23 protein-coding genes and 2 pseudogenes are annotated in these 19,057 nt (G+C 37.3%); 12 read left to right on the plus strand and 13 right to left on the minus strand.

Annotated elements, in window-relative coordinates; genetic code table 11:
* Positions 1 to 89: 89 nt before the first annotated feature.
* Positions 90 to 626 (minus strand): DNA starvation/stationary phase protection protein Dps, encoded by a 537-nt coding sequence (gene dps / locus CFPU101_RS05730; RefSeq protein ID WP_206814364.1) that lies wholly within the window; start codon positions 624 to 626, stop codon positions 90 to 92.
* A gap of 163 nt (positions 627 to 789) precedes the next feature.
* Positions 790 to 1,521 (minus strand): glutathione peroxidase, encoded by a 732-nt coding sequence (locus tag CFPU101_RS05735; protein WP_206814365.1) that lies wholly within the window; start codon positions 1,519 to 1,521, stop codon positions 790 to 792.
* A 124-nt stretch (positions 1,522 to 1,645) separates the two neighbouring features.
* On the opposite strand from CFPU101_RS05735, the gene CFPU101_RS05740 reads away from it, so the two are divergent.
* On the plus strand, positions 1,646 to 1,867 hold the full coding sequence (locus tag CFPU101_RS05740) for a hypothetical protein (RefSeq protein ID WP_206814366.1): 222 nt from the start codon (positions 1,646 to 1,648) through the stop codon (positions 1,865 to 1,867).
* A gap of 45 nt (positions 1,868 to 1,912) precedes the next feature.
* Here CFPU101_RS05740 and CFPU101_RS05745 read toward each other — a convergent pair whose 3' ends face one another.
* The 3 genes from CFPU101_RS05745 to CFPU101_RS05755 are packed head-to-tail and all read right to left on the minus strand — an operon-like array spanning position 1,913 to position 5,636.
* Positions 1,913 to 2,797, minus strand: a complete 885-nt coding sequence (locus tag CFPU101_RS05745; protein WP_206814367.1) for a PD-(D/E)XK nuclease family protein — start codon at positions 2,795 to 2,797, stop codon at positions 1,913 to 1,915.
* Between the two features lies 1 nt (position 2,798).
* Positions 2,799 to 4,868, minus strand: a complete 2,070-nt coding sequence (locus CFPU101_RS05750; protein WP_206814368.1) for an ATP-binding protein — start codon at positions 4,866 to 4,868, stop codon at positions 2,799 to 2,801.
* A gap of 9 nt (positions 4,869 to 4,877) precedes the next feature.
* Entirely contained in the window at positions 4,878 to 5,636 is a 759-nt protein-coding gene (locus tag CFPU101_RS05755) for a hypothetical protein (RefSeq protein ID WP_206814369.1), read from the minus strand.
* A 155-nt stretch (positions 5,637 to 5,791) separates the two neighbouring features.
* Here CFPU101_RS05755 and CFPU101_RS05760 point away from each other — a divergent pair, with 155 nt between their 5' ends.
* Positions 5,792 to 7,069, plus strand: coding sequence for a dihydroorotase (locus CFPU101_RS05760; protein WP_206814370.1), 1,278 nt, complete (start codon positions 5,792 to 5,794; stop codon positions 7,067 to 7,069).
* Positions 7,070 to 7,074: 5 nt separating this feature from the next.
* The gene (locus CFPU101_RS05765; protein WP_206814371.1) at positions 7,075 to 8,256 is read left to right on the plus strand and encodes a lipopolysaccharide assembly protein LapB; all 1,182 of its coding nucleotides are present in this window, start codon (positions 7,075 to 7,077) and stop codon (positions 8,254 to 8,256) included.
* A 152-nt stretch (positions 8,257 to 8,408) separates the two neighbouring features.
* Here CFPU101_RS05765 and CFPU101_RS05770 read toward each other — a convergent pair whose 3' ends face one another.
* Both CFPU101_RS05770 and CFPU101_RS05775 read right to left on the minus strand, forming a co-directional pair.
* The gene (locus CFPU101_RS05770) at positions 8,409 to 9,038 is read right to left on the minus strand and encodes a hypothetical protein (RefSeq protein ID WP_206814372.1); all 630 of its coding nucleotides are present in this window, start codon (positions 9,036 to 9,038) and stop codon (positions 8,409 to 8,411) included.
* Between the two features lie 820 nt (positions 9,039 to 9,858).
* A complete protein-coding gene (locus tag CFPU101_RS05775) occupies positions 9,859 to 10,041 on the minus strand; it encodes a hypothetical protein (RefSeq protein WP_206814373.1) in 183 nt (60 codons plus the stop codon).
* Positions 10,042 to 10,141: 100 nt separating this feature from the next.
* Between CFPU101_RS05775 and coaD the strand changes: the two genes are divergently transcribed.
* The gene (gene coaD / locus CFPU101_RS05780; RefSeq protein ID WP_206814374.1) at positions 10,142 to 10,615 is read left to right on the plus strand and encodes a pantetheine-phosphate adenylyltransferase; all 474 of its coding nucleotides are present in this window, start codon (positions 10,142 to 10,144) and stop codon (positions 10,613 to 10,615) included.
* Between the two features lie 39 nt (positions 10,616 to 10,654).
* On the plus strand, positions 10,655 to 11,332 hold the full coding sequence (locus CFPU101_RS05785; RefSeq protein ID WP_206814375.1) for a transposase: 678 nt from the start codon (positions 10,655 to 10,657) through the stop codon (positions 11,330 to 11,332).
* Between the two features lie 376 nt (positions 11,333 to 11,708).
* Here the strand turns inward: CFPU101_RS05785 and CFPU101_RS05790 are convergent, their stop codons facing one another.
* The 6 genes and pseudogenes from CFPU101_RS05790 to CFPU101_RS05815 form a co-directional block, all read right to left on the minus strand.
* Positions 11,709 to 11,903 (minus strand): hypothetical protein, encoded by a 195-nt coding sequence (locus CFPU101_RS05790; protein ID WP_206814376.1) that lies wholly within the window; start codon positions 11,901 to 11,903, stop codon positions 11,709 to 11,711.
* Between the two features lie 52 nt (positions 11,904 to 11,955).
* Positions 11,956 to 12,108 (minus strand): annotated as a pseudogene (locus CFPU101_RS26230) (integrase core domain-containing protein); the annotation flags it as partial.
* Positions 12,109 to 12,123: 15 nt separating this feature from the next.
* Positions 12,124 to 12,444, minus strand: a complete 321-nt coding sequence (locus CFPU101_RS05800; RefSeq protein WP_206814377.1) for a DDE-type integrase/transposase/recombinase — start codon at positions 12,442 to 12,444, stop codon at positions 12,124 to 12,126.
* A 36-nt stretch (positions 12,445 to 12,480) separates the two neighbouring features.
* Positions 12,481 to 12,633: an IS3 family transposase gene (locus tag CFPU101_RS26235; RefSeq protein ID WP_206814400.1), complete on the minus strand. Its 153-nt coding sequence runs from the start codon at positions 12,631 to 12,633 to the stop codon at positions 12,481 to 12,483.
* Between the two features lie 14 nt (positions 12,634 to 12,647).
* A complete protein-coding gene (locus CFPU101_RS05810) occupies positions 12,648 to 12,833 on the minus strand; it encodes a hypothetical protein (RefSeq protein ID WP_206814378.1) in 186 nt (61 codons plus the stop codon).
* Between the two features lie 99 nt (positions 12,834 to 12,932).
* The gene (locus CFPU101_RS05815; protein WP_206814379.1) at positions 12,933 to 13,070 is read right to left on the minus strand and encodes a hypothetical protein; all 138 of its coding nucleotides are present in this window, start codon (positions 13,068 to 13,070) and stop codon (positions 12,933 to 12,935) included.
* 478 nt (positions 13,071 to 13,548) lie between these two features.
* Here CFPU101_RS05815 and CFPU101_RS05820 point away from each other — a divergent pair, with 478 nt between their 5' ends.
* The 7 genes and pseudogenes from CFPU101_RS05820 to CFPU101_RS05850 form a co-directional block, all read left to right on the plus strand.
* Positions 13,549 to 14,046, plus strand: coding sequence for a glycine zipper family protein (locus tag CFPU101_RS05820; RefSeq protein ID WP_206814380.1), 498 nt, complete (start codon positions 13,549 to 13,551; stop codon positions 14,044 to 14,046).
* Between the two features lie 23 nt (positions 14,047 to 14,069).
* Complete coding sequence (locus CFPU101_RS05825) at positions 14,070 to 15,566, plus strand: DUF1254 domain-containing protein (RefSeq protein ID WP_206814381.1); 1,497 nt, start codon at positions 14,070 to 14,072, stop codon at positions 15,564 to 15,566.
* Positions 15,567 to 15,666: 100 nt separating this feature from the next.
* Entirely contained in the window at positions 15,667 to 16,173 is a 507-nt protein-coding gene (locus tag CFPU101_RS05830; protein WP_206814382.1) for a hypothetical protein, read from the plus strand.
* Positions 16,174 to 16,309: 136 nt separating this feature from the next.
* Entirely contained in the window at positions 16,310 to 16,789 is a 480-nt protein-coding gene (locus tag CFPU101_RS05835; RefSeq protein ID WP_206814383.1) for a hypothetical protein, read from the plus strand.
* A gap of 840 nt (positions 16,790 to 17,629) precedes the next feature.
* Entirely contained in the window at positions 17,630 to 17,956 is a 327-nt protein-coding gene (locus tag CFPU101_RS05840) for a hypothetical protein (RefSeq protein ID WP_206814384.1), read from the plus strand.
* 63 nt (positions 17,957 to 18,019) lie between these two features.
* Positions 18,020 to 18,826 (plus strand): DUF2092 domain-containing protein, encoded by an 807-nt coding sequence (locus CFPU101_RS05845; RefSeq protein WP_242577788.1) that lies wholly within the window; start codon positions 18,020 to 18,022, stop codon positions 18,824 to 18,826.
* A gap of 22 nt (positions 18,827 to 18,848) precedes the next feature.
* Positions 18,849 to 19,057 (plus strand): annotated as a pseudogene (locus CFPU101_RS05850) (RNA-binding protein); the annotation flags it as partial.

Genomic DNA, 19,057 nt, shown 5'->3' on the forward strand with positions numbered 1-19,057 from the left:
ACCAAACCCCTACAGATTAAACGAAAAATTGATCTTTGTAGGGGTAAAGTCTCTAAATTTTCTTTTTTTCTTAAGCAGAAATTACAGTTCTATCCTGCAAAATCTTCTTTTTTGGTCAGATGCGCTTCAAGGAACCATAAACGCATATCGATATTACGGGAAATCTCGGTATAAAGATCCGCCGTATCTGCATCACCTAATTCATCGGTACTATTGATCGCTTCACGAAGATGGGCTGCATACATCGCATAGCGTTCCGTGAGGGCGGTTAGATGTTCGATTCCATCAACTGCATCTAATGGATATTCAGGTAAAATAGACTTTTCAGCAGCAACACGGGCCGTTCCTAAGGCAGTTCCACCGAGTGAGGTAATACGTTCTGCTACTAGGTCGATATGTCCTTCTAATTCGGTCGCAAGTAGGTCAAAGAGTTCATGCAACTGAAAGAAGTGAATACCTTTAACGTTCCAGTGTGCTTGTTTTGCTTGAGTTTTGAGGTCTAAAGTAGCTGCTAAGGTTTGAGAGAGAATATCAACAACTGATTTACGGATATCTTCGCTCAAATCAAGGCGTGTTTTGCGAAATTTCACAGATGATTTAGCTTTGGCTTTCAGTGTAGTAGTCATATATGTTACTCCTGTGTCTAATTAAGGTTTAACAAATTCTCAAGTTAATAAACACTAAATTTTGTAGGACTAAAAAGCCATGTCCTTAAAATGATGACAAACGATACCATAATGCTTAGAGTCTCTGATTAACCAAGCCCCTTAAGAATGATTAGGATAAGCTTTAGGTATTAAGATAAGCTTCTAATTCCTCGGAACCCCCAATATGCTTACCATCTATAAATACTTGAGGTGTGGTGGTTCTGCCACTGACAGCACGTAACGATACGGTTGAGGCATCTTGACCTAAAAGAATCTCTTCATATTTTAGACCTTTTTCAGTTAACATTTTCTTGGCACGAGTACAGTAAGGACATCCAACTTTAGAAAACATGGAAACTAAAGGACGTGCTTTCGCCTCAGCATTAATGTACTTTAGCATGGTTTCAGCATCGGAGACTTTAAAGGGATCTCCTGGTTCTTCGGGTTCGATGAACATTTTTTGAACCACCCCGTCTTTTACTAGCATCGAGTAACGCCAAGACCGTTTACCAAACCCTAAATCAGCTTTATCGACTAGCATCCCCATGCCTTCAGAAAATTCACCATTACCATCGGGAATTAGGGTCACGTTATCACATTCTTGATCTTTTGCCCATTCATTCATGACAAAGGTATCATTGACTGAAATACAAACGATTTCATCTACACCGTTTTCTTTAAATACGGGAGCGAGTTCGTTATACCCTGGTAAATGAGTTGTTGAACAAGTTGGGGTGAATGCACCAGGTAGCGCAAAGACGATAACGGTTTTACCCGAAAATAGTTCATCACTGGTTATTTTAATCCATTCATTGTCCTTGCGGATAGGAAAGGTAACGCTAGGTACTTTTTGTCCTTCATTGTTCGGTAGCATTGGCTTAACTCCTCTTTTAATAAGTCGTACTCATTCCGTGTTTGTTATTTATAGTGTAGTCATAACGAGTATGACTTGTCAAGTGACTACGAGATTTACAGTAGAAGTTTAATACATTCTGGCGATGATAGAATCGATTGAAAAAGGTAAAACGGCAACTATGGCAGAATTAACGATACAAATACCCGATGAACTTGCCGAGCAATTAGAACCTTTACGAGATCACATTCCTCAACTGCTGTCAAATATAGAACCAGATTTATCTATAGTTAGAAAAAAGAGCTTCAGCCGTCATCAGTTTAATACATCTAGCCGTATTCTTGAGCATCAAATTTTAGGAAATTAAGGTTCTTATCCTTAAATTAATTTAAAGCTATTAAAACTTTTTATTTTACAACTGTTCTATAAAAAATTGTTGACAGGTTGCTTGTTGTGGACAGATTTCGCATAGATGAGATTTGATTGCTGTTGGTGGTGGATTTAGTGTATTTTGTTGCCATTTTATCCAATTTTGCATCTGTTGAAGTTTATGAGGAATCAGTTGATAAACCGTATTTTCTAAGTCTTCCCAAGCGTAATAATACTCTTGAAAAGTAGGTAAGACTTGCTGTACTGAGGAATTAACTGGAGTAGCAATACTTTTAGTTTTTTTAAGCATATAGCTATAAAGTGCAACTTGAGCTAATTGTGCGGCTAAATCACTCGGTTGGTAGGTTTTATATTCAACAACACAATAACGACGCTTTTGAAAGTCATAGATTAAACTATCTAGTCTCCCAATTAGTTTAATTTGATTTTCATTAGGTAGAGTAAAAATATGTTCTAGACGAATTTCTTCAGCAGTAAAGGTTTTTTTCAGTAAAACATCAGGTTGACAAAAAGAGCGATTTTTAATTAATAGCGTGACCCAATGACCAATCAGTTGAATAATACCTTGCCAAACTTGATAATATATATGTATTAATTTTGAGTTATTTTGTTGAATATCTTTTTTAATTATGGGAAAAAAAACAAGTTTATAAAATAGCTGCTGAATTCGTAAGGTGATTTCTTCTACATCTAATTGCTCAGATTCAGGTAAAAAAAGCTTAGTAAACTGAGAATTATGTTTTGCTGTATAGATTAATTTTTCTGCTAATTGATAAAATAAAGTGCCAAGTCCCTTACTATAATCAGTAGGTACAAATAAAGTTTGTCCTCGAAAATGATAGTTTACATAAAATAATCGTGGACATTCAAAAGCGACTCTAACTTGTGTAACACTAAAAGTCATCATGTTAAATTTTGGTAGTGGGGTTTAAACAAATTAACTGTTTTTCTATCGGTTCATCAGAGTGAGTTATGATAGCTAAGTTTTGATTACAAATTTCTTGGGTTAATTGATGTACTTGATCAAAGTTGAGTAAATAGTTATTAGAAAAATGCTCTAAAGCTTTTTCAATTAAAGCAGGCAGGCTAATAAAGTTTTGAGTTTGAATAATTTTTAATAAATAATCTTTTATTTGATCATTTTCTTCCTGATGACTTTGTTTTTTGGCTGAATTCACTTCTACCGTTTTTTGAATTAATCTCAAATCTAATAAAAGCTGGCAATTTTCAAAAATACGAGATTGACGAATTAAATTTTCTAAGGTTGGTAAATCGATAATTTTACCGCCAATTACTAATTCTTTTGATTTGGCATTCATCATTAATTGATGATAAGTAACAAGATAATGAATTGAAGTGAGTGTTGGTTGTATATGACGGGGTATACAAGCTCCTGAATTCGATTCAGGAGACAGCCCCTCACGATGGGGAGGCTTAAAAATACTTCGATAAATTTGATAACCTTTATTAGCTGGATTTCCTAATGTCGAGTTTCGTAATAAATATAAGTGGCGATAAGTTTTTGCTTCAATTTCCTTATTACAGAACTTCATAACATTACAAAAATAGTTCATATTCTGATCTTCTGTCCAAATTAGACAAATTTTTTCTGAAGCATTTAAAAAACTTAAATAACTACTATTGACATTATTGGGTGAAAACTTTAATGCTCTTTTTGTATATTTTAAAAATTGTAAAACTTCATCTAACATTTTCATTAATTCTAAAGCTGTAAGTTGATTTACTTTTATAATTTTGTTTTTAGATATTTGAAATTCTTCAGACCAAGATAATTTAAAAAGAGACAATAGATCGTTTTGTGGTGTTTGTCTGCTCGCTGAATTTTCTAGATGATTTAACAATAAACCATCTTTATAAGTTTGATATAACTTTCGACCAACTACTAAAGCATTTCTTGGTAAAGTTTTTCCACTTGGAAAATTAAGATCTATTTGCTGTTGGTTTAAAGGATAAATTGAAGAATTAGATTTAGGATTAACTGGTGAGTGAAGCCTAGATAATTTCAAAGACCAAATTGCTTCTATTTGTTTTTTGTCAATTGTTTTGAGAATAATCTTTTGATGTAACCTTCCTTCTGCTAAATCAGCAGGTTGTATTCTTTTTTCATTATCTTTCCAAGTGCTGGTCGGCATTGAAATAATCATCAAAAAATTCTTGATTATTTGTGTATGAATATTAGAATTGACATTAAAAAGAGATTGTAAGTCAATAAAACCAGAGGAAGACACTGGAAGATTATCTAATTGATCAAAACAAAGAATAAAGGGTAAAGAACCGACAGAAATTCTTCCTAAATTTTCTAAAATTCCTCTTGCGTAGTCTTCATTATTAATCGATGAACTCACTCTTAAATCTTTTAAGTCTTCTTCTGATAGATGATCTCCTTTGAGCCAATCACTAGCGAGATCTGATAAGCTAGGATTCAGCAAATCATACAAAATACCAAAAAACTCTCTAGCATTATTGATTCCGTCAGAATAAGAGTTTTTTAATTGCACTATAAATCTTTTTCTTTCCTCATTATTAAAAATTTTTTGAAATTTACTATTTTGAATAATCGGTAAATTTTTTAGCCATAAGACTAACTGAGAATAACTTTGATTTTCAGGCTTATATAAAAGACTACTAATGGTTTTTCTGAGGATATGTCGCCAAAGAAATCGACTATCTACCCAAGGATCAATATAAATAAAAAAAGCTTTATTATTTAATTGTCTTTTGAGTCTTCCTAATAAATAACTTTTTCCTGATCCTGAGTCACCTAAAAGCAACAAAGTCCGACTAGAATGCTCGGAAGAAACTAAATCTAAAGAAGATTCAATCTTTTTCATCTCCTCTAAATGAATAGACTCAACAGTTTGTCTGGTGTCTTGTTGTTCAAGCCAAAAATTTCCCGCTTTTAAATTTTCATCAAAAGGATTAATCGATTGACAGATTAAAGAATCAATAGTTACCATATCAACACCTTAGTTAACAATAATAAAAAATAGTGGCCCACCAACAGGTTGAGGAATACCTGTCTCAATTTCATCTATACTATATGCTTTGACTTCTGCTAGGGTACTAAACTCAATTTTATCTTCCCTTTGTAAACGATACAGGGCTTGATCTAATTCTTCACGTGATAAAGGAGGTTGTAACGCTTTCCTGAGATGAAAAATCGGTAAATAATTATTCGTTTCTAATTCTTGATCTAGTTGAATAATCATTTGTAGAATAGCTGCATCAGTGGGTTTTTCTTTCGATTGTTCGGGAACCTTAGTAAAAATATTTTCCCAAGTTAAAAAATAATCATTGACTTGCTGAATACACTCTAAACCTTTTTGAGTTAACCACACTTCGCAATGATTTCTTTTCTTTTTAGTCGTTGTCGAAATTAAACCCTTTTCACAAAAACTATTAATTATAAATTGACAGTCTCCTGCTTTTAAAGACTTACCCAAAAGCTTACTCGGTGTAATCTCGGAAAAATTGGCAATTTTTTTTAAAACTTTATACTCTATATCAGAAATCAATAAATTTACAGTATTTAACTCCAGTAACCCTTTTCCTGCTGGAGTAATCTTAACTGTAGCAATCTCTCGCGTAAAATCAATTAATCCTCGTTCTCCCAATTGTTCACAAATCTGATTTTTTCCCGTAAAATTCTGCCATTTTACCAGATAAACGCGATGATGATTCGATTCATACAGTCTCAGTAGGAATTTTAAACAATCGATATCCATAAATTAAGCGATCGTAATTCATTTTCTACATTACTTGATTACTCAGCAGTTGTACCATATCAATTTTACGGAATTTGCGCTTTACAAAATCAATACCGCGAAAGCTCCATCTCTTGCTATGATCTGATGGACTGTTCAATACTCATTGACTACATTTGCTTACCGCGTCTCCTATATTACTAAGACAAGTTAGAGTCTTAAATCCCCTAACCAGAGAGGATCACATTGCCGATATACTGATTAGTGAAGGTCAAATTTCCGCAATTTCCACCTCACTCTTACCCTCTCCAGACACCGAAATTATCGAAGCACAAGGATTAATCCTCGCACCTGGTTTAGTAGACTTATATAGTAGAAGTGGTGAACCAGGACACGAAGAACGAGAAACCCTAAAAACACTGATTGACTCAGCAACCGCAGGAGGGTTTACCCGTGTTTCTATCCTCCCAAACACTCTTCCTTCTCTCGACACTCCAGAAGTCGTTCAATCTCTCTATCAAAAAAGTCAAGCAATAACTCATAGTTCTTCTTCTCGTCTTTCTTTCTGGGGAAATCTTACCCTTGGAGGAAAAGGGGAACAGATGACAGAATTAGATGATTTAGCAAACGCTGATATTGTTGGATTTACCGATGGAAAACCTGTCGAGAATCTTGTGTTACTCAGAAGACTATTAGAATATCTCCAACATGATGATCTTCCTGTTGCTTTATATCCACTGAATACTCTTCTGAAAGGAAATGGAGTCATCAGAGAAGGAACTGAGTCTATTTTATATGGTTTACCCGGTAATCCAGATCTTTCGGAAACCACTGCGATCGCTGCTATCCTAGAAATGATCGCTTCAATAAAAACACCTGTCCATCTGATGCGGGTTTCGACACGTCGCGGAGTTGAACTTATTGGAGAAGCAAAAGAAAAAGGTTTACCCGTGACTGCGAGTACCTCGTGGATGCACTTAGTGTTTAATACGGAGGATATCAAAACCTATGACCCCAATTTACACTTAGATCCTCCTCTTGGAAATGAAAGCGATCGCATAGCATTAGTAGAAGGTGTAAAATCTGGAATTATTGACGCAATTGCCATCGATCATAGTCCATATACCTATGAAGAAAAAACCGTTGCTTTTGCAGAAGCTCCCCCTGGTGCGATCGGATTAGAATTAGCATTAGCAATACTGTGGGAAAAATTTGTCAAAACTGGACAATGGACAGCATTAGAACTGATTCAAGCACTTAGTATCAACCCGCTTCGGTGTCTCGGAAAACAACCCACACCCATCCAACCCCAACAAAGTGCGGAAGTTATTTTATTTGACCCTGAGAAACTTTGGACAGTTGATCTCAATCATATTAAATCTCGGAGTAACAATACTCCTTGGTGGGGAAAAGAAATCAAAGGACAAGTGATTAGAATTTGGAATTATCATTAATTTCTATGAAAAGTTTTTTTATCTTAGCATTAACCACACTGCTCATTGAAGGAACCATCTATCAAGCTTCAGCGCAAAATCAACCCTCACCCATTGAGCAACCTGTTACTCATCCCATCTTACCTAAAATTAATCGTCCTTTATCTCCCTTAGAACGTCGTATTTTAAGAGAGTCATTAGATCAGATGAATGTTGAAGCACAAGCACAATTAAATGCAGGAAATGAACCCGAAGCGTTTAATATTTGGTACAAAGAATTAGCATTAAGAAGATATCTCGGCCCAAACGAAGAAATACCCGCATTAGGAAGAGTGGGTGCTATTGCTTGGAATAAGGATCGAACCGATGATGTTCGTAGCTTTACCGAACGAATTAATACACTGCAACTAGATACAGAAACCAAAGGACAATTAACCCCCGAAACTCTACCGATTTATGCTCAAGCGTATCAAGAATTACACAGTCTAGATGATTCTCTAGACATTTATCAAAAAATGTTAGCTAATGCACGTCAAAGTGGTGATCAAGTTGTAGTAGAAGAATTATTAAATAAAATCGGTGAATTACATCTATCGCGTTTTGACTATCCCAATGCAGCACCAGTTTATGAAGAATTATTAGATATTGTGCAAGCGCGATCGGATTCTTTAAAAGAAGGAGTTTATCTGCAAAAATTAGCGGAAATCTATCGAGAAATGCTACAGCCAGGGAATTCATTGAAATATAAAGAAGAATTAGTGGAAAATTATTTAAAAAATCAAAGAGTACAAGAATTACCTAATTTAAAAATATCAATTGGTGAAGATTATGAAGCCTTAAAACAACCTGAAAGAGCCAGTCAAAGTTATCAAGAAGCTTATTCATTGGCTTGGTCACTCTTACAATTTGGGACAGCAGGAGAAGCATTAAATAAACTGGCTAAATTGTATGAAAATAGTCAGCAATACGATTTAGCACTACAAATTTATCAAGAATTAATTAAAGTTCAACAAAGAGGTTATGATTATTACGGTTTAATGGGAACTTATGACCAAATGGGGGAAATTTATCTTATTCAAAAAAATCTACCTTTAGCTTTAGATTCGTTTCAAAAGGGGTTAGAACTAGCTAGGGCAATTAGTTATAAAGAAGAATATTTTTCTAATAAAATTGCTCAGGTGAACCAACAAATTAATTTACCGAAATAATCTTCTTTATTAGACCTTAATCAAACAAGGATATAGACGCGTCTTGGAGGACTTGACGACTAAAGTGCCTGAATTGGAAACATGATTAGTATCTGTATAGTAATAGCTTATTTCTTAGTTAATTCAGTAATCCTAAATACTGAGCAATATCTTTAAATAAATTCACGATAAAACTCAGGATTTTGCTTAATTTTATCAAAAATTTCTTGACTGATCTGGTCATTTTTGTTGATGATATTTCTTTTTATCTTAATTCGTGTTGAGATCAAAGAAGCTAATTTTTTTTCAACTTTTCTACTAGGAATAATCATTAATAATTTGTCTAAAATCCTAGTAAAAATGTTCATATCTACTAAGTCTTTTCTTGTAAGCGACGAACGAAAACCAGAACCATGATGATAAATTAAATCCTCATAAACTCCTAAATTAACTGGATGATAGTTAATTTTATTACTTCTTAGTAAAGGATACCAACTAATTTTCCTGTCTTCTAGATTTTTAAGAAGATTAGCTCCAACATCTGTTATCAGATCACCGCGTGGATTTTGCCAGTAATAACCCGCTTTCCAGTCCCCCTTAATTTCCTTCCAAAATCCAACAGTTGTTGCACAAAATAAAGGGTGTGGATGATTATCTTGATCATTTTCAAATCTTTTAACCGCCATCAGAGGATAGTTTTTAAACTTTTCATAGAGCCAAGGCATAATTGGCTGGATGGGAAAAGCATCTCCATCAATAAAAATTAAAATATCGTCTTGGCTAACCGCATTAAAGATAGCCATTTCTGCTAACAAATTTAGCTTAATAGCATGACTCTTGATGGGTTCACTTGAGGCATAAAAAAATTTTTCTGAGTGATCTTGAGGTAAATAATTTAAAAAAGTATAGATCTGATAAGGCTGATTAATATTTTTCTGAAAATATCTCAGTTGAATATCTATAAAACGATCATCTTTCCAATGAACAGTTAAAATGTGAATCATGAGCGTCAAAATCTCACTTAAAAATAAGTTATTTCTGAAAAAGATGATCGATTTAAGATTTTTTTGTTAGTCAATAAAAAATTTCTTGATTGACCTCGAAATCAATTTCGTTTTTGCCTTTCATTCGCCTTGTAAACAGAGATATAAGCAATTATAGTCCATTTTATCAATATATATAATAATTTTTGCTTTTATTAGTTCGCCTCTTCGACTAAGATATTCGCTCAATCGATTCTCGGCTCTAAGCTTGTAGTCAAAAGCTTTATTTCAGCATCTACTTTAACAGTATCGGCGGTCACACTAGCATTCGATACTAGGTTAAAGAGATAACAATTCAAGTTAGACAAGAATCGGAAGTTCATGATGAAACACCAAATTTGGCTCATCTATTAGTTTCTATGCTTGATGCTTACACAGTTACTTATGTTTAGATTCCTCCTGAGAAGTCTTAGGTCGTAAGCAAGTCCTCTATAACGCGTCTAAGACATTATTTGGCTAGCTTAGATTACTCTATTGTGTTAGTTAACTGAGCTATTTATTGTGTGAGATCTTTAGTTATTTGATGAACGCCTTCAAATTAAAAATTCTTATTTAAAACTTAAATGGCTAAAAAAATTATTCAGCTAAATTTTTCAATGACCGCTTGTCCTAACTTGAATAACTCAAAGGCAATGAATAAACTTAAAATAACTGTAACTAGCTGATTTAAAATTGGAATATTTCCTTTACCAAAAATAGACGCAATAAATTTAACAACAACCAACAATGCAGCAGCGATCACCAAAAATTTTAGTACAATCATATTAGTCTCCTCAGAAGTTTAAGAGTAACTACTTGCTTTGTGACTCCATCAAGCAGAATAATAACTCTCGTAATCTTTTTAGAATATCACCATCTTTGAAGTGCTTGCTATTTATCCTGGTAGTTTTGATCCAATCACATTAGGACACCTAGACGTTATCGAACGAGGTGCCAAGATGTTTGAACACGTCGTTGTCGCAGTTCTCTATAACCCTGATAAAAAAGCCATTTTTCCCGTAGAAAAACGAATCGAACAAATTCGCTGCTGTACTCAACATCTACCAAGTGTAGAGGTTGATAGTTTTGTGGGTCTGACGGTAGAATATGCTAAATTACGACAAGCCAATGTTTTACTCAGAGGTTTAAGAGTCTTATCTGACTTTGAAAAAGAGTTACAAATGGCTCATACTAATAAAACCCTCTGGAGTGGGATTGAAACGGTTTTTTTAGCAACCAACAAAGAATATAGTTTTCTTAGTAGTAGTGTTGTTAAAGAAATTGCTCGCTTTGGTGGTTCTGTCGCTCATTTAGTTCCCGAAAATGTGGCCAAAGACCTCCACCTATATTACAGTTAATGTACGAGATTGTTTGCTTCTTCAGATAACACTTTACCTATGGCACGTAAAAACTCATCTTCTCGCAAGGGAGTAGATTCCACTAACCATAATCATTCAGGCTATAGTCATGGTATAGAGCCTGATGTTTATCAGGAGTTAGCGAGACTCCAAGAGATTATCTATGAAAGCTTTCATATTCCGATGACTCGCTGGACAGTCATTGATGAAGGAAAAGTTTTAGATCAACTAGAAATGATTAGCGATCATGTGCCAGACGCTATTAATCGCGCTTTATCTATTCTAGAAAAGGAACAAGAAATTATTGCTGATGCAGAAGCCTACGCTCAACAAATGGTACAATCTGCTCAACAAAAGGCTAACCAAATTTTAGATCAGACAGGAATCGTTCAACAGGCTGAATATCAAGCGAATCAACTTCGTCAACAAGTGCAACAAGAATGTGAAGCGTATCAACAGCAGACTCTTTCTGAAGTTGAACAGATGCGTCGTCAGATGACCCAAGAATTAGACCAAATTCGTCAACAAGCTTTAGCCGAATGTGATGCGATTCAAAATGACGCGGATCAATATGCGGACGCGGTTTTAATTCATCTCGAAGAACAATTAGACGATATGTTGCGGGTGGTTCGCAATGGACGCGCTCAAATTAGCCAAAATTCTTTACCTGATGAACCGACACCGAAAAACTTACCCGAAGGGAATGGACACAACTAAATAAAACAACAGCGAAACTTGTTCGTCAAGAATATTATGAGAAGCTTAATGTAACAAAATTTATTAAAAAACTTTTTTTGGCAGGAAATACAAAGAAATCTTTTTGTAAAAAAGACAGAACTATTTTTTGCTGTGTGGGCTTTAGTGGCCTTACAAAGTATCGACACAATCTTTATGGATAGTAAGATTCAACAAATTTTCATAAAAGCTGCTGTATTTAATTATACACAAACATTTTTAATTAATATCTTGTTTAAGTAATATTAACCTGAGTTCGGGTTAAACAAAAGTCGGTAAAGCCCACTCCATTTGAAGGGAAGGCTTCTTAGGTTGATGGCAATAAGTAATTAAACCACAAAGTTGGTCGATAATCGTTTCAATAACCCTTGCGTTTACAAGCTAAAAGTTGATCGTGAAGACGCATTAATGAATTTTTAATATTCTGTCGAGGTTTGGCAAAAAACCCTAAACCGAAATCTTGCCTTAATTGCGTTGCTAAAGCTTGAGTAACATATCCAAGGGAGAGCAAAAATTTTACCGAATAATGAGGTGGCCCCAATCGATTGGACAATTTTAGTGGGTAGTTAAGCTCTAACTTGATTACTGCCTCTAACTCAAGCTTTCTAAGTAGTTTTCAAACTTTGCCAATAAACTTCATCGGGAGTTTGATAATTTAAAGCTTGATGAAATCTTTTTTGATTGTAACAATTAAACCATTTCTTGATCTCTTGAGTCAAGTGTTTTCCACTATTAAATGAATTTAGATAAATTAATTCATATTTAAGCGAACGTCATAACCGTTCAATAAAAATATTGTTATGGCAACGTCCTCGTCCATCCATACTTATTTTGACCCTAGCTTGTTTCAAGCATTCAATAAACTCTTTTGAGGTAAATTGACATTCTTGAACACTATTAAATATTTCTGGGTTGCCATAATTTAACAATGCTTCCTCCAAAGCTGACTTACAAAAATAAACATCCATTGTGTTGCTAATCCGCCACGATAAAACTTTACAGCTAAACCAATCCATAATTGCTACTAGATAAAAATGTCCTTTGCCTCTTGGAAAATAGGTAATATCAGTACACCACACTTGATTGACTGGCACGAGTGTTAACTCTCTTAATAAGTAGAGATAGATTTGCTAATTAGGGTTAGACACTGTTTTCTTCTTGGGATAAATTGCCTGTACTCCTAATTTATTCATTAATCGTATCACTCTTTTTCGATTTATTTCATAACCTAATGAGCGCAGATATACTGTATATTTTCGACTTTCATAGAAAGGGGTTTTCAGATATTATTCATCCACTAACCTCCGCAATATTGTAGAGTTAGTAAAATTTGGTCGGGTATTGATAATTTAGAATGGCAGCCTCGCCTACCTACTTTAGCTTCTAGCACCACCTCGCTCATTTTTTGAAACATCTCTCGACTCATACCATAGGCACTTTTAAAGTCGGAAGGTGGTATTTTTAAGGCTTGTCTGTATCGCATTATTAACTGATTTTAGTTATGTTTTCCTCTTTTACGCAAGATGTCTACGGTAATGTTTTTGATGGAAGGCGATGAGGATGGTCATTATTTCGCTCAAAATTAAGCTTCTCGCTCGTTTACGGCTTCTTCTCGGTTGAGAGATGATCTGTGAGTGCTACTGAAGTTCAAATAACGTACAAAAGCGGTGCGACCCCGCGCCGTTGCATGGCGCAAGGGAACGCCCACCAAGACAATCATCTACATGACAGAATAATGCTGTCTTTACTAGACATAGGTGGGGGTGCTGAATCATTGCAATATCTTTCAGCTTACTAGCCCCCGCCTTTTCTTAGTCTTCTTATCCCGAACTCAGGTTAATATTACTAAATAATCATGATTTTAAATTTTCTTAATGTTATTTTTAGTGCTTGACGTGTACTGTATACTTATAGAAAAGTAAATTTTGAGTTGGTTTGGTCTAGAATTAAGAACTCATACTAAAAAAAATCATCAAGGCTATCTCAGCAAAAAAAATCGACCATTAATTCGATTAAAAATTACTGGGTTGAATAACCCCAAAACAAATAAATTAAAAGAGTTTTAAAGCTCAAAACATTGAACAAAAGTAATATTTGTGAGCTATTGTGATATTTTTCTTGGTTTTTTGACAAGGTTTGATTATTCCCGTCTCATTCCATCTCAATCATTAAAACTAAAACTCATTAAATAGCATTTCATGAAGAAAGTATCTAAATTAATTGGTTTAAGTTTTCTAGGAATTATCCTCTTTCAAGCAGATTTAAACCTAGCTCAAGCACCGTCGCCACCTTTTGCCTATCCAAGTCGAGGACAAAACGTGGAAGAGCAGCAGCAAGATCATTTCGCTTGTTATACGTGGGCAAAACAACAAACAGGAATCGATCCGGCAGCTTTTTCGGCACAATTTGCAGCACAATCTGCACAATCTTTTCCTAAACCAGGAGGAGCTATTCGAGGAGCAGCAGGAGGGGCGGCTCTAGGTGCCGTTGGGGGTGCTATTGGCGGTAATGCGGGTGAAGGAGCAGCGATCGGAGCAGGAGTAGGAGCCTTAGCAGGATTGTTCCGCAGACATCGAGCCGAAGAACAAGCACAGCAAGCCTCTGCCCAAGCAGCCACTCAAGAACAACAGGCTGTTCAACTGTATTATCGAGCTTGGACGACTTGTATGCAGGCACGAGGTTACACCGTCAATTAATAATTGATTTTTGGAAACAAACAATGTTAAGTCAAAAACGTTTTTTATCTTTTTTATTAACAGCCACACTGACGACAACTTTATGGATCAGTTTTGGACTGTGGGGAAATCAATTTTTTCAGCCTATCGGAGAAAAGGTTAATGCTGCTCCTTCGATGGCTGCGGCACCGACTGAAGCCGAAGCTGTCCAAATAGCCACAGAAGCCTATATTTACGGCTACTCACTGATCACGACGGAAGTTACCCGCGTACAGATGTCCAATGTGCCTAAAGTCGAGGGACTGCGTGCGCCGATGGGTCAGTTTATCAACGTTAAGCGATATCCACCTGGCGACTATCGCGGTGTGTCGGCCCCTAATGCAGATACACTGTATTCTTTAGCTTGGCTCGACGTGGGGTCTGAGCCGATGGTGTTCTCCCATCCAGACATGGGCGATCGCTACTTCCTCTTCCCGATGTATAGCCTATGGATGCCAGTGATCGAATCGCCAGGCAGCCGTACTACCGAACAAAAGGCCGCCACCTATCTAGTCACTGGGCCAAACTGGAAAGGCGAAGTACCCAAAGGCATGACGCAAATTAAATCACCAACACGCTATCTTGTCATCATCGGCCGCACCTACGCCGATGGTACAGAACAAGACTACAAGATCGTTAATGGGCTGCAAGCACAGTACAAGCTTGTTCCCTTGAGTGCGTATGGTAAGCCCTATACCCCCGTAGCACCAAAAGTCGATCCAAATCCTGGCTTTAGCATGACAGACAAGCCACAAGCCGTGATTGATGCGATGGATATTTCCACCTACTTCAACATGATGGCGAAACTGATGGACAGTGCCGCACCGCCAGCACCAGAAGACGCGCCCATCGTAGCCAAAATGGCTAAGATCGGTCTTGTTCCAGGGAAATCCTTTGACATCACCAAACTCGACCCAGCTATTCAGACGGCTCTCAAGAACGTTCCTAAAACCAGCTTCGAGAAAATCATCGCCCTGCAAAAGACGGGAGGTAAGGTCGAAAACGGTTGGCTTATTCCAGCCGCCGCCGGGAGCTACGGAACTAATTATCTGGGGCGTGCGCTCATTGCTGCCGTTGGCTGGCCTGCTAATCTTCCAGAAGATGCCGTCTATCCTACGGCGATGGTGGATGGTAACGGCAAGACACTCAATGGTGCCAACCAGTACACGATGACTTTTCCAAAGGGTCAAACCCCTCCCGTTCAGGGCTTCTGGTCAATCACTATGTATTTTGATGACGGTGGTTGGTGGTTTTACCCAAACAAGCTAAATAAATTCACCGTCAGCATGAGAGACAACCCGAAGTTGAATCCCGATGGCTCCTTGACGCTATACTTTCAGAACGAATCCCCAGGTCAGGACAAGGAGGCGAATTGGTTGCCATCACCCCAAGGTGACTTTATTCTGACGATGCGTATGTACTGGCCAAACGAAAAGCCACCCTCAATCCTTCCTCCTGGTTCTGGCACTTGGAAGCCCCCAGCAGTACAACAGGTCAAATAAATCCTATCGAGGATCTCAATGACTGATTAGGCGACCTCTCTTGTGGGGTTGCCCCTCTGGTTCTAACACCCATGTCATAAATCGGAGCGAATTTAACACTATGCAAGCCCTCAAACGTGAACTTAAAAAAATTGGCTCTCTCGCCTTGTTTTTTTTCATTGGGTTTGGTTACATCCTCCTCTTGATGAAACTCTTTTTAAAAGAATATTCAATTAGTAGCTATGTATTATCAAAAGCTTTTGTTGGCTCATTAATAGCCGCTAAAGCAGTCGTTTTGATGGAAATGTCGCCTTGGATGGAGCGATTTCGAGGCTCTGCACGTTATGTCAGCGTTTTGTATAAGACGTTTGTCTATACCTTAGCCGTACTGCTCATCGGGTTAATTGAGAAACTAATTGATGGCTACTTAAAAACGAGATCACTTCCTGGTGCGATTGAAACATTGATTCACAGTGAACACTTTTATCCTTTTCTGGCGACGATTCTCTGTATTGCTGTCGTTTTCCTCATTCACAATATTTTTACAGAAATCGACACCTATCTAGGCAAGGGAAATTTACTCAAATTTTTCTTTAACCGTCCGCAAACTCAGCAAAACCGTTTATAAGAGCAAAAGGTGAGTAAATTATGCTTTTAAATGTAAATCTTTGCCAAAAATAGAAGCTCTAATCCCAAAAATGAAACAGCGAATTTTTCCTGTTTAACCAGAAACTTTTCCCAATCATTATTTTAGGAGATTTTTTATGTTCTATCATGTCATGATTTTTGGACTCTTAGCCTCAATACTGAGTCTTAATTTACCCGTTCAAGCTGAAACCTGTATCCCTATCCCAGTCGTCGGTAGTCAGGAAAACACAATTACTAAAAAAGTTTCTCCACCTACTATTCCTGCTGGACCTTTAGGAATAGTGGGAGTTGATGTCACTCGCAATAACTGGAATACCGATTGGGCAGTTCCTGGAGATGTCAAATTCCGTCGCTTTCTTGTCACCATCAACTCTGATGATGGAGGCCCTTTTGAGATCAGAATGTATCTCAAATACAGTGACCAAACGACGGGTGAGTTCTACAATTCTACGGGCGTACAATTCCAATCAGGTAATCCCTTAAAACTTGAAGCTACACCGCGTCCTGAAGATGAGCCCTATCAAGTCAATTTATTTGTTGATGGGATAGAAGCACTAGGTAAGACTTACACTGCTTCAGTCGTTGGCTGTCGCTAAAAATTTATACACTGGTTAATCTTTCAGGGCAATTTTCTGACCCTGATGGGGTTCTAGACGGGCAGTGAGGGAAGGGGCTTGATTCATGCGGCCTCTTCATAGATAACGAAAGATTGTAAGGAATACCCCATTATTTTCTCTTTCTCTAACTTAATCTAACTGTTGAGAATAAATGATCTATCGAGAAGAAAAATTCTTCGCAGAGTGTTACCTACTATTGAATCACGCCCAATTTTTTTATCACTTTATTGATTACTATAGATTTAGACAATTAATATTTTATTATTAGCTTTTCTTAACTAACTTGATTTTGAGCTTAGTTGAGTTTTTTTAAATTAATAAAGCTTTACTTAATAATTAATTTTTGTAATAAATATGCTTTATTGTTCTTAACAATAGCATAAATTAAATTACTAAAAACCCTGTTGACTCTACTTTTTATATCTTTTCTCTTTTTATTAAGAAATATTTAACTATAGAATAGCTATGGTATAAAGCATAACGTCTTCTGATATTTAATAGCAATTATCATTAATATTTGTTGCATAAATACAACAAATATTTCTATAAACCTTTAAGATATATATTGTTTAAAAATATAAATGTATGATGAACGAACAAGTAGACTCAGATTTTTAGTCATGTAATAAATCTGTTAATCATCTAAACAAAAAACGGTAGTTCTTTTCGTCAGGGGGGTAAGAAGTCAAAACGAAAGAATCACAACCTTTTTTTAAAGTCAAAAACTAACAAATTGAAAACATAACCAAAATTTTTATGTAAGATGAAGCTATTTCGCCAAACTAAAAATAGTAACTTAGTAAGGAACAGTATTTCGCAATGAACAGCCTAAAAAAATCTTTCCCTTTATTAGTATTATTGCCCCAACTTTTGCTTGGGGCTGCTTCCCTAAAAGCATTGGCTCAACAACCTCAACAGCCTCAAGGCAATGTTCGCAAAGAACACCTAGAATATTGTATTAAGCAACTTACCGTTCAAGTCGGTCAGCTAGAAGCAATCGAGGGTGTGAAGAAACAGACAAATCTCACCCCTATGCAAAAACTTGAAGCAATCAATCAAATTCTTTCACCTCAGCAAAAACAGCAGTTAAGACAGTGTATGCAGCAACCTATGCCACCCCAGCAGCAACCTATGTCACCCCAATAAAGGCGAGTATATATGATGAGACTTCTGATGTGGATGTGGACGCTCCCGCTCTGCTCGCTCGCCTTGAGTGGACTCTTGATTTCTCTGGGGGCGCGTGCCGAGAACGTTCAGCAGACATCGCCTATTGACAGACGGGACACGACCGAAGAATCCCATCTGGCGCTCGAACCGAAGGCGATCGCTCTCTTAAAGGCGATGAGTAGCCGTTTAGCCGTTGCCCGCACGATGACTTTTACATCGGTTACCACCTATGAGAGTCCGAGTCGAATTGGCCCTCCCCTTGTCTATACGACTCTCTCTGAAGTAACCTTACAGCGACCAGACAATCTTCGGGTCATCGTGCTAGGGGACGGTTCTGCTTCTGAATTCTATTACGACGGCAAGACAATGATGGCCTACACACCTAGCGAGAATCTCGTCGCTGTAGCCGACGCTCCACCTACGCTCGATGCTGCTTTGAAGGCAGCCTACGACTTGGCTGCGATCTACTTTCCCTTCACCGATGCGATCGTAGCTGACCCCTATCAGGATATTGCTGATGGACTGAAGCAGGCTTTCTACATTGGTCAATCCCGTGTAGTTGGTGGAACGACAACGGATATGATTGCGATCGCTACCGATAAAGTATTTGCCCAGATCTGGATTGGTGCAGAAGATAAACTACCCCGAATGATCCGCGCTGTTTACCGAGACGATCCCGCTCGACTTCGCCATCAAGTCACTTTTGATAACTGGAAACTGAATATCCCGATCGCCTCGGATACCTTTACCTTCTCAAACACGAGTCGCGCAAGGCAAATACCCTTCGCTCGACCCGAACCGACGACTTCTCCATCCCCCCCGACAAGCAACAAACCTTCAACCCGTTAAACACTTTAGGAGGATTCCGATCATGAAAACGCTCGCGCTTAGATTTACAGGTCTTCTTACTACCGTTCTTCTTTCCGCATCTCCTGCGGCCGCCTGGTTTCACGCAGGTGGGGGATCTTGGAATGCTGGTGGTTTTCGCGGTGGGACGGCTTCAGGTGGCGATGGCTCTTGGAGCGGTACAGGCTTTCGCGGTGGGACGGTTTCAGGTGGCGATGGCTCTTGGAGCGGTAC

The sequence above is a fragment of the Chroococcus sp. FPU101 genome (genome assembly GCF_017312365.1).
Classification (GTDB): Bacteria; Cyanobacteriota; Cyanobacteriia; order Cyanobacteriales; family Microcystaceae; genus Chroococcus.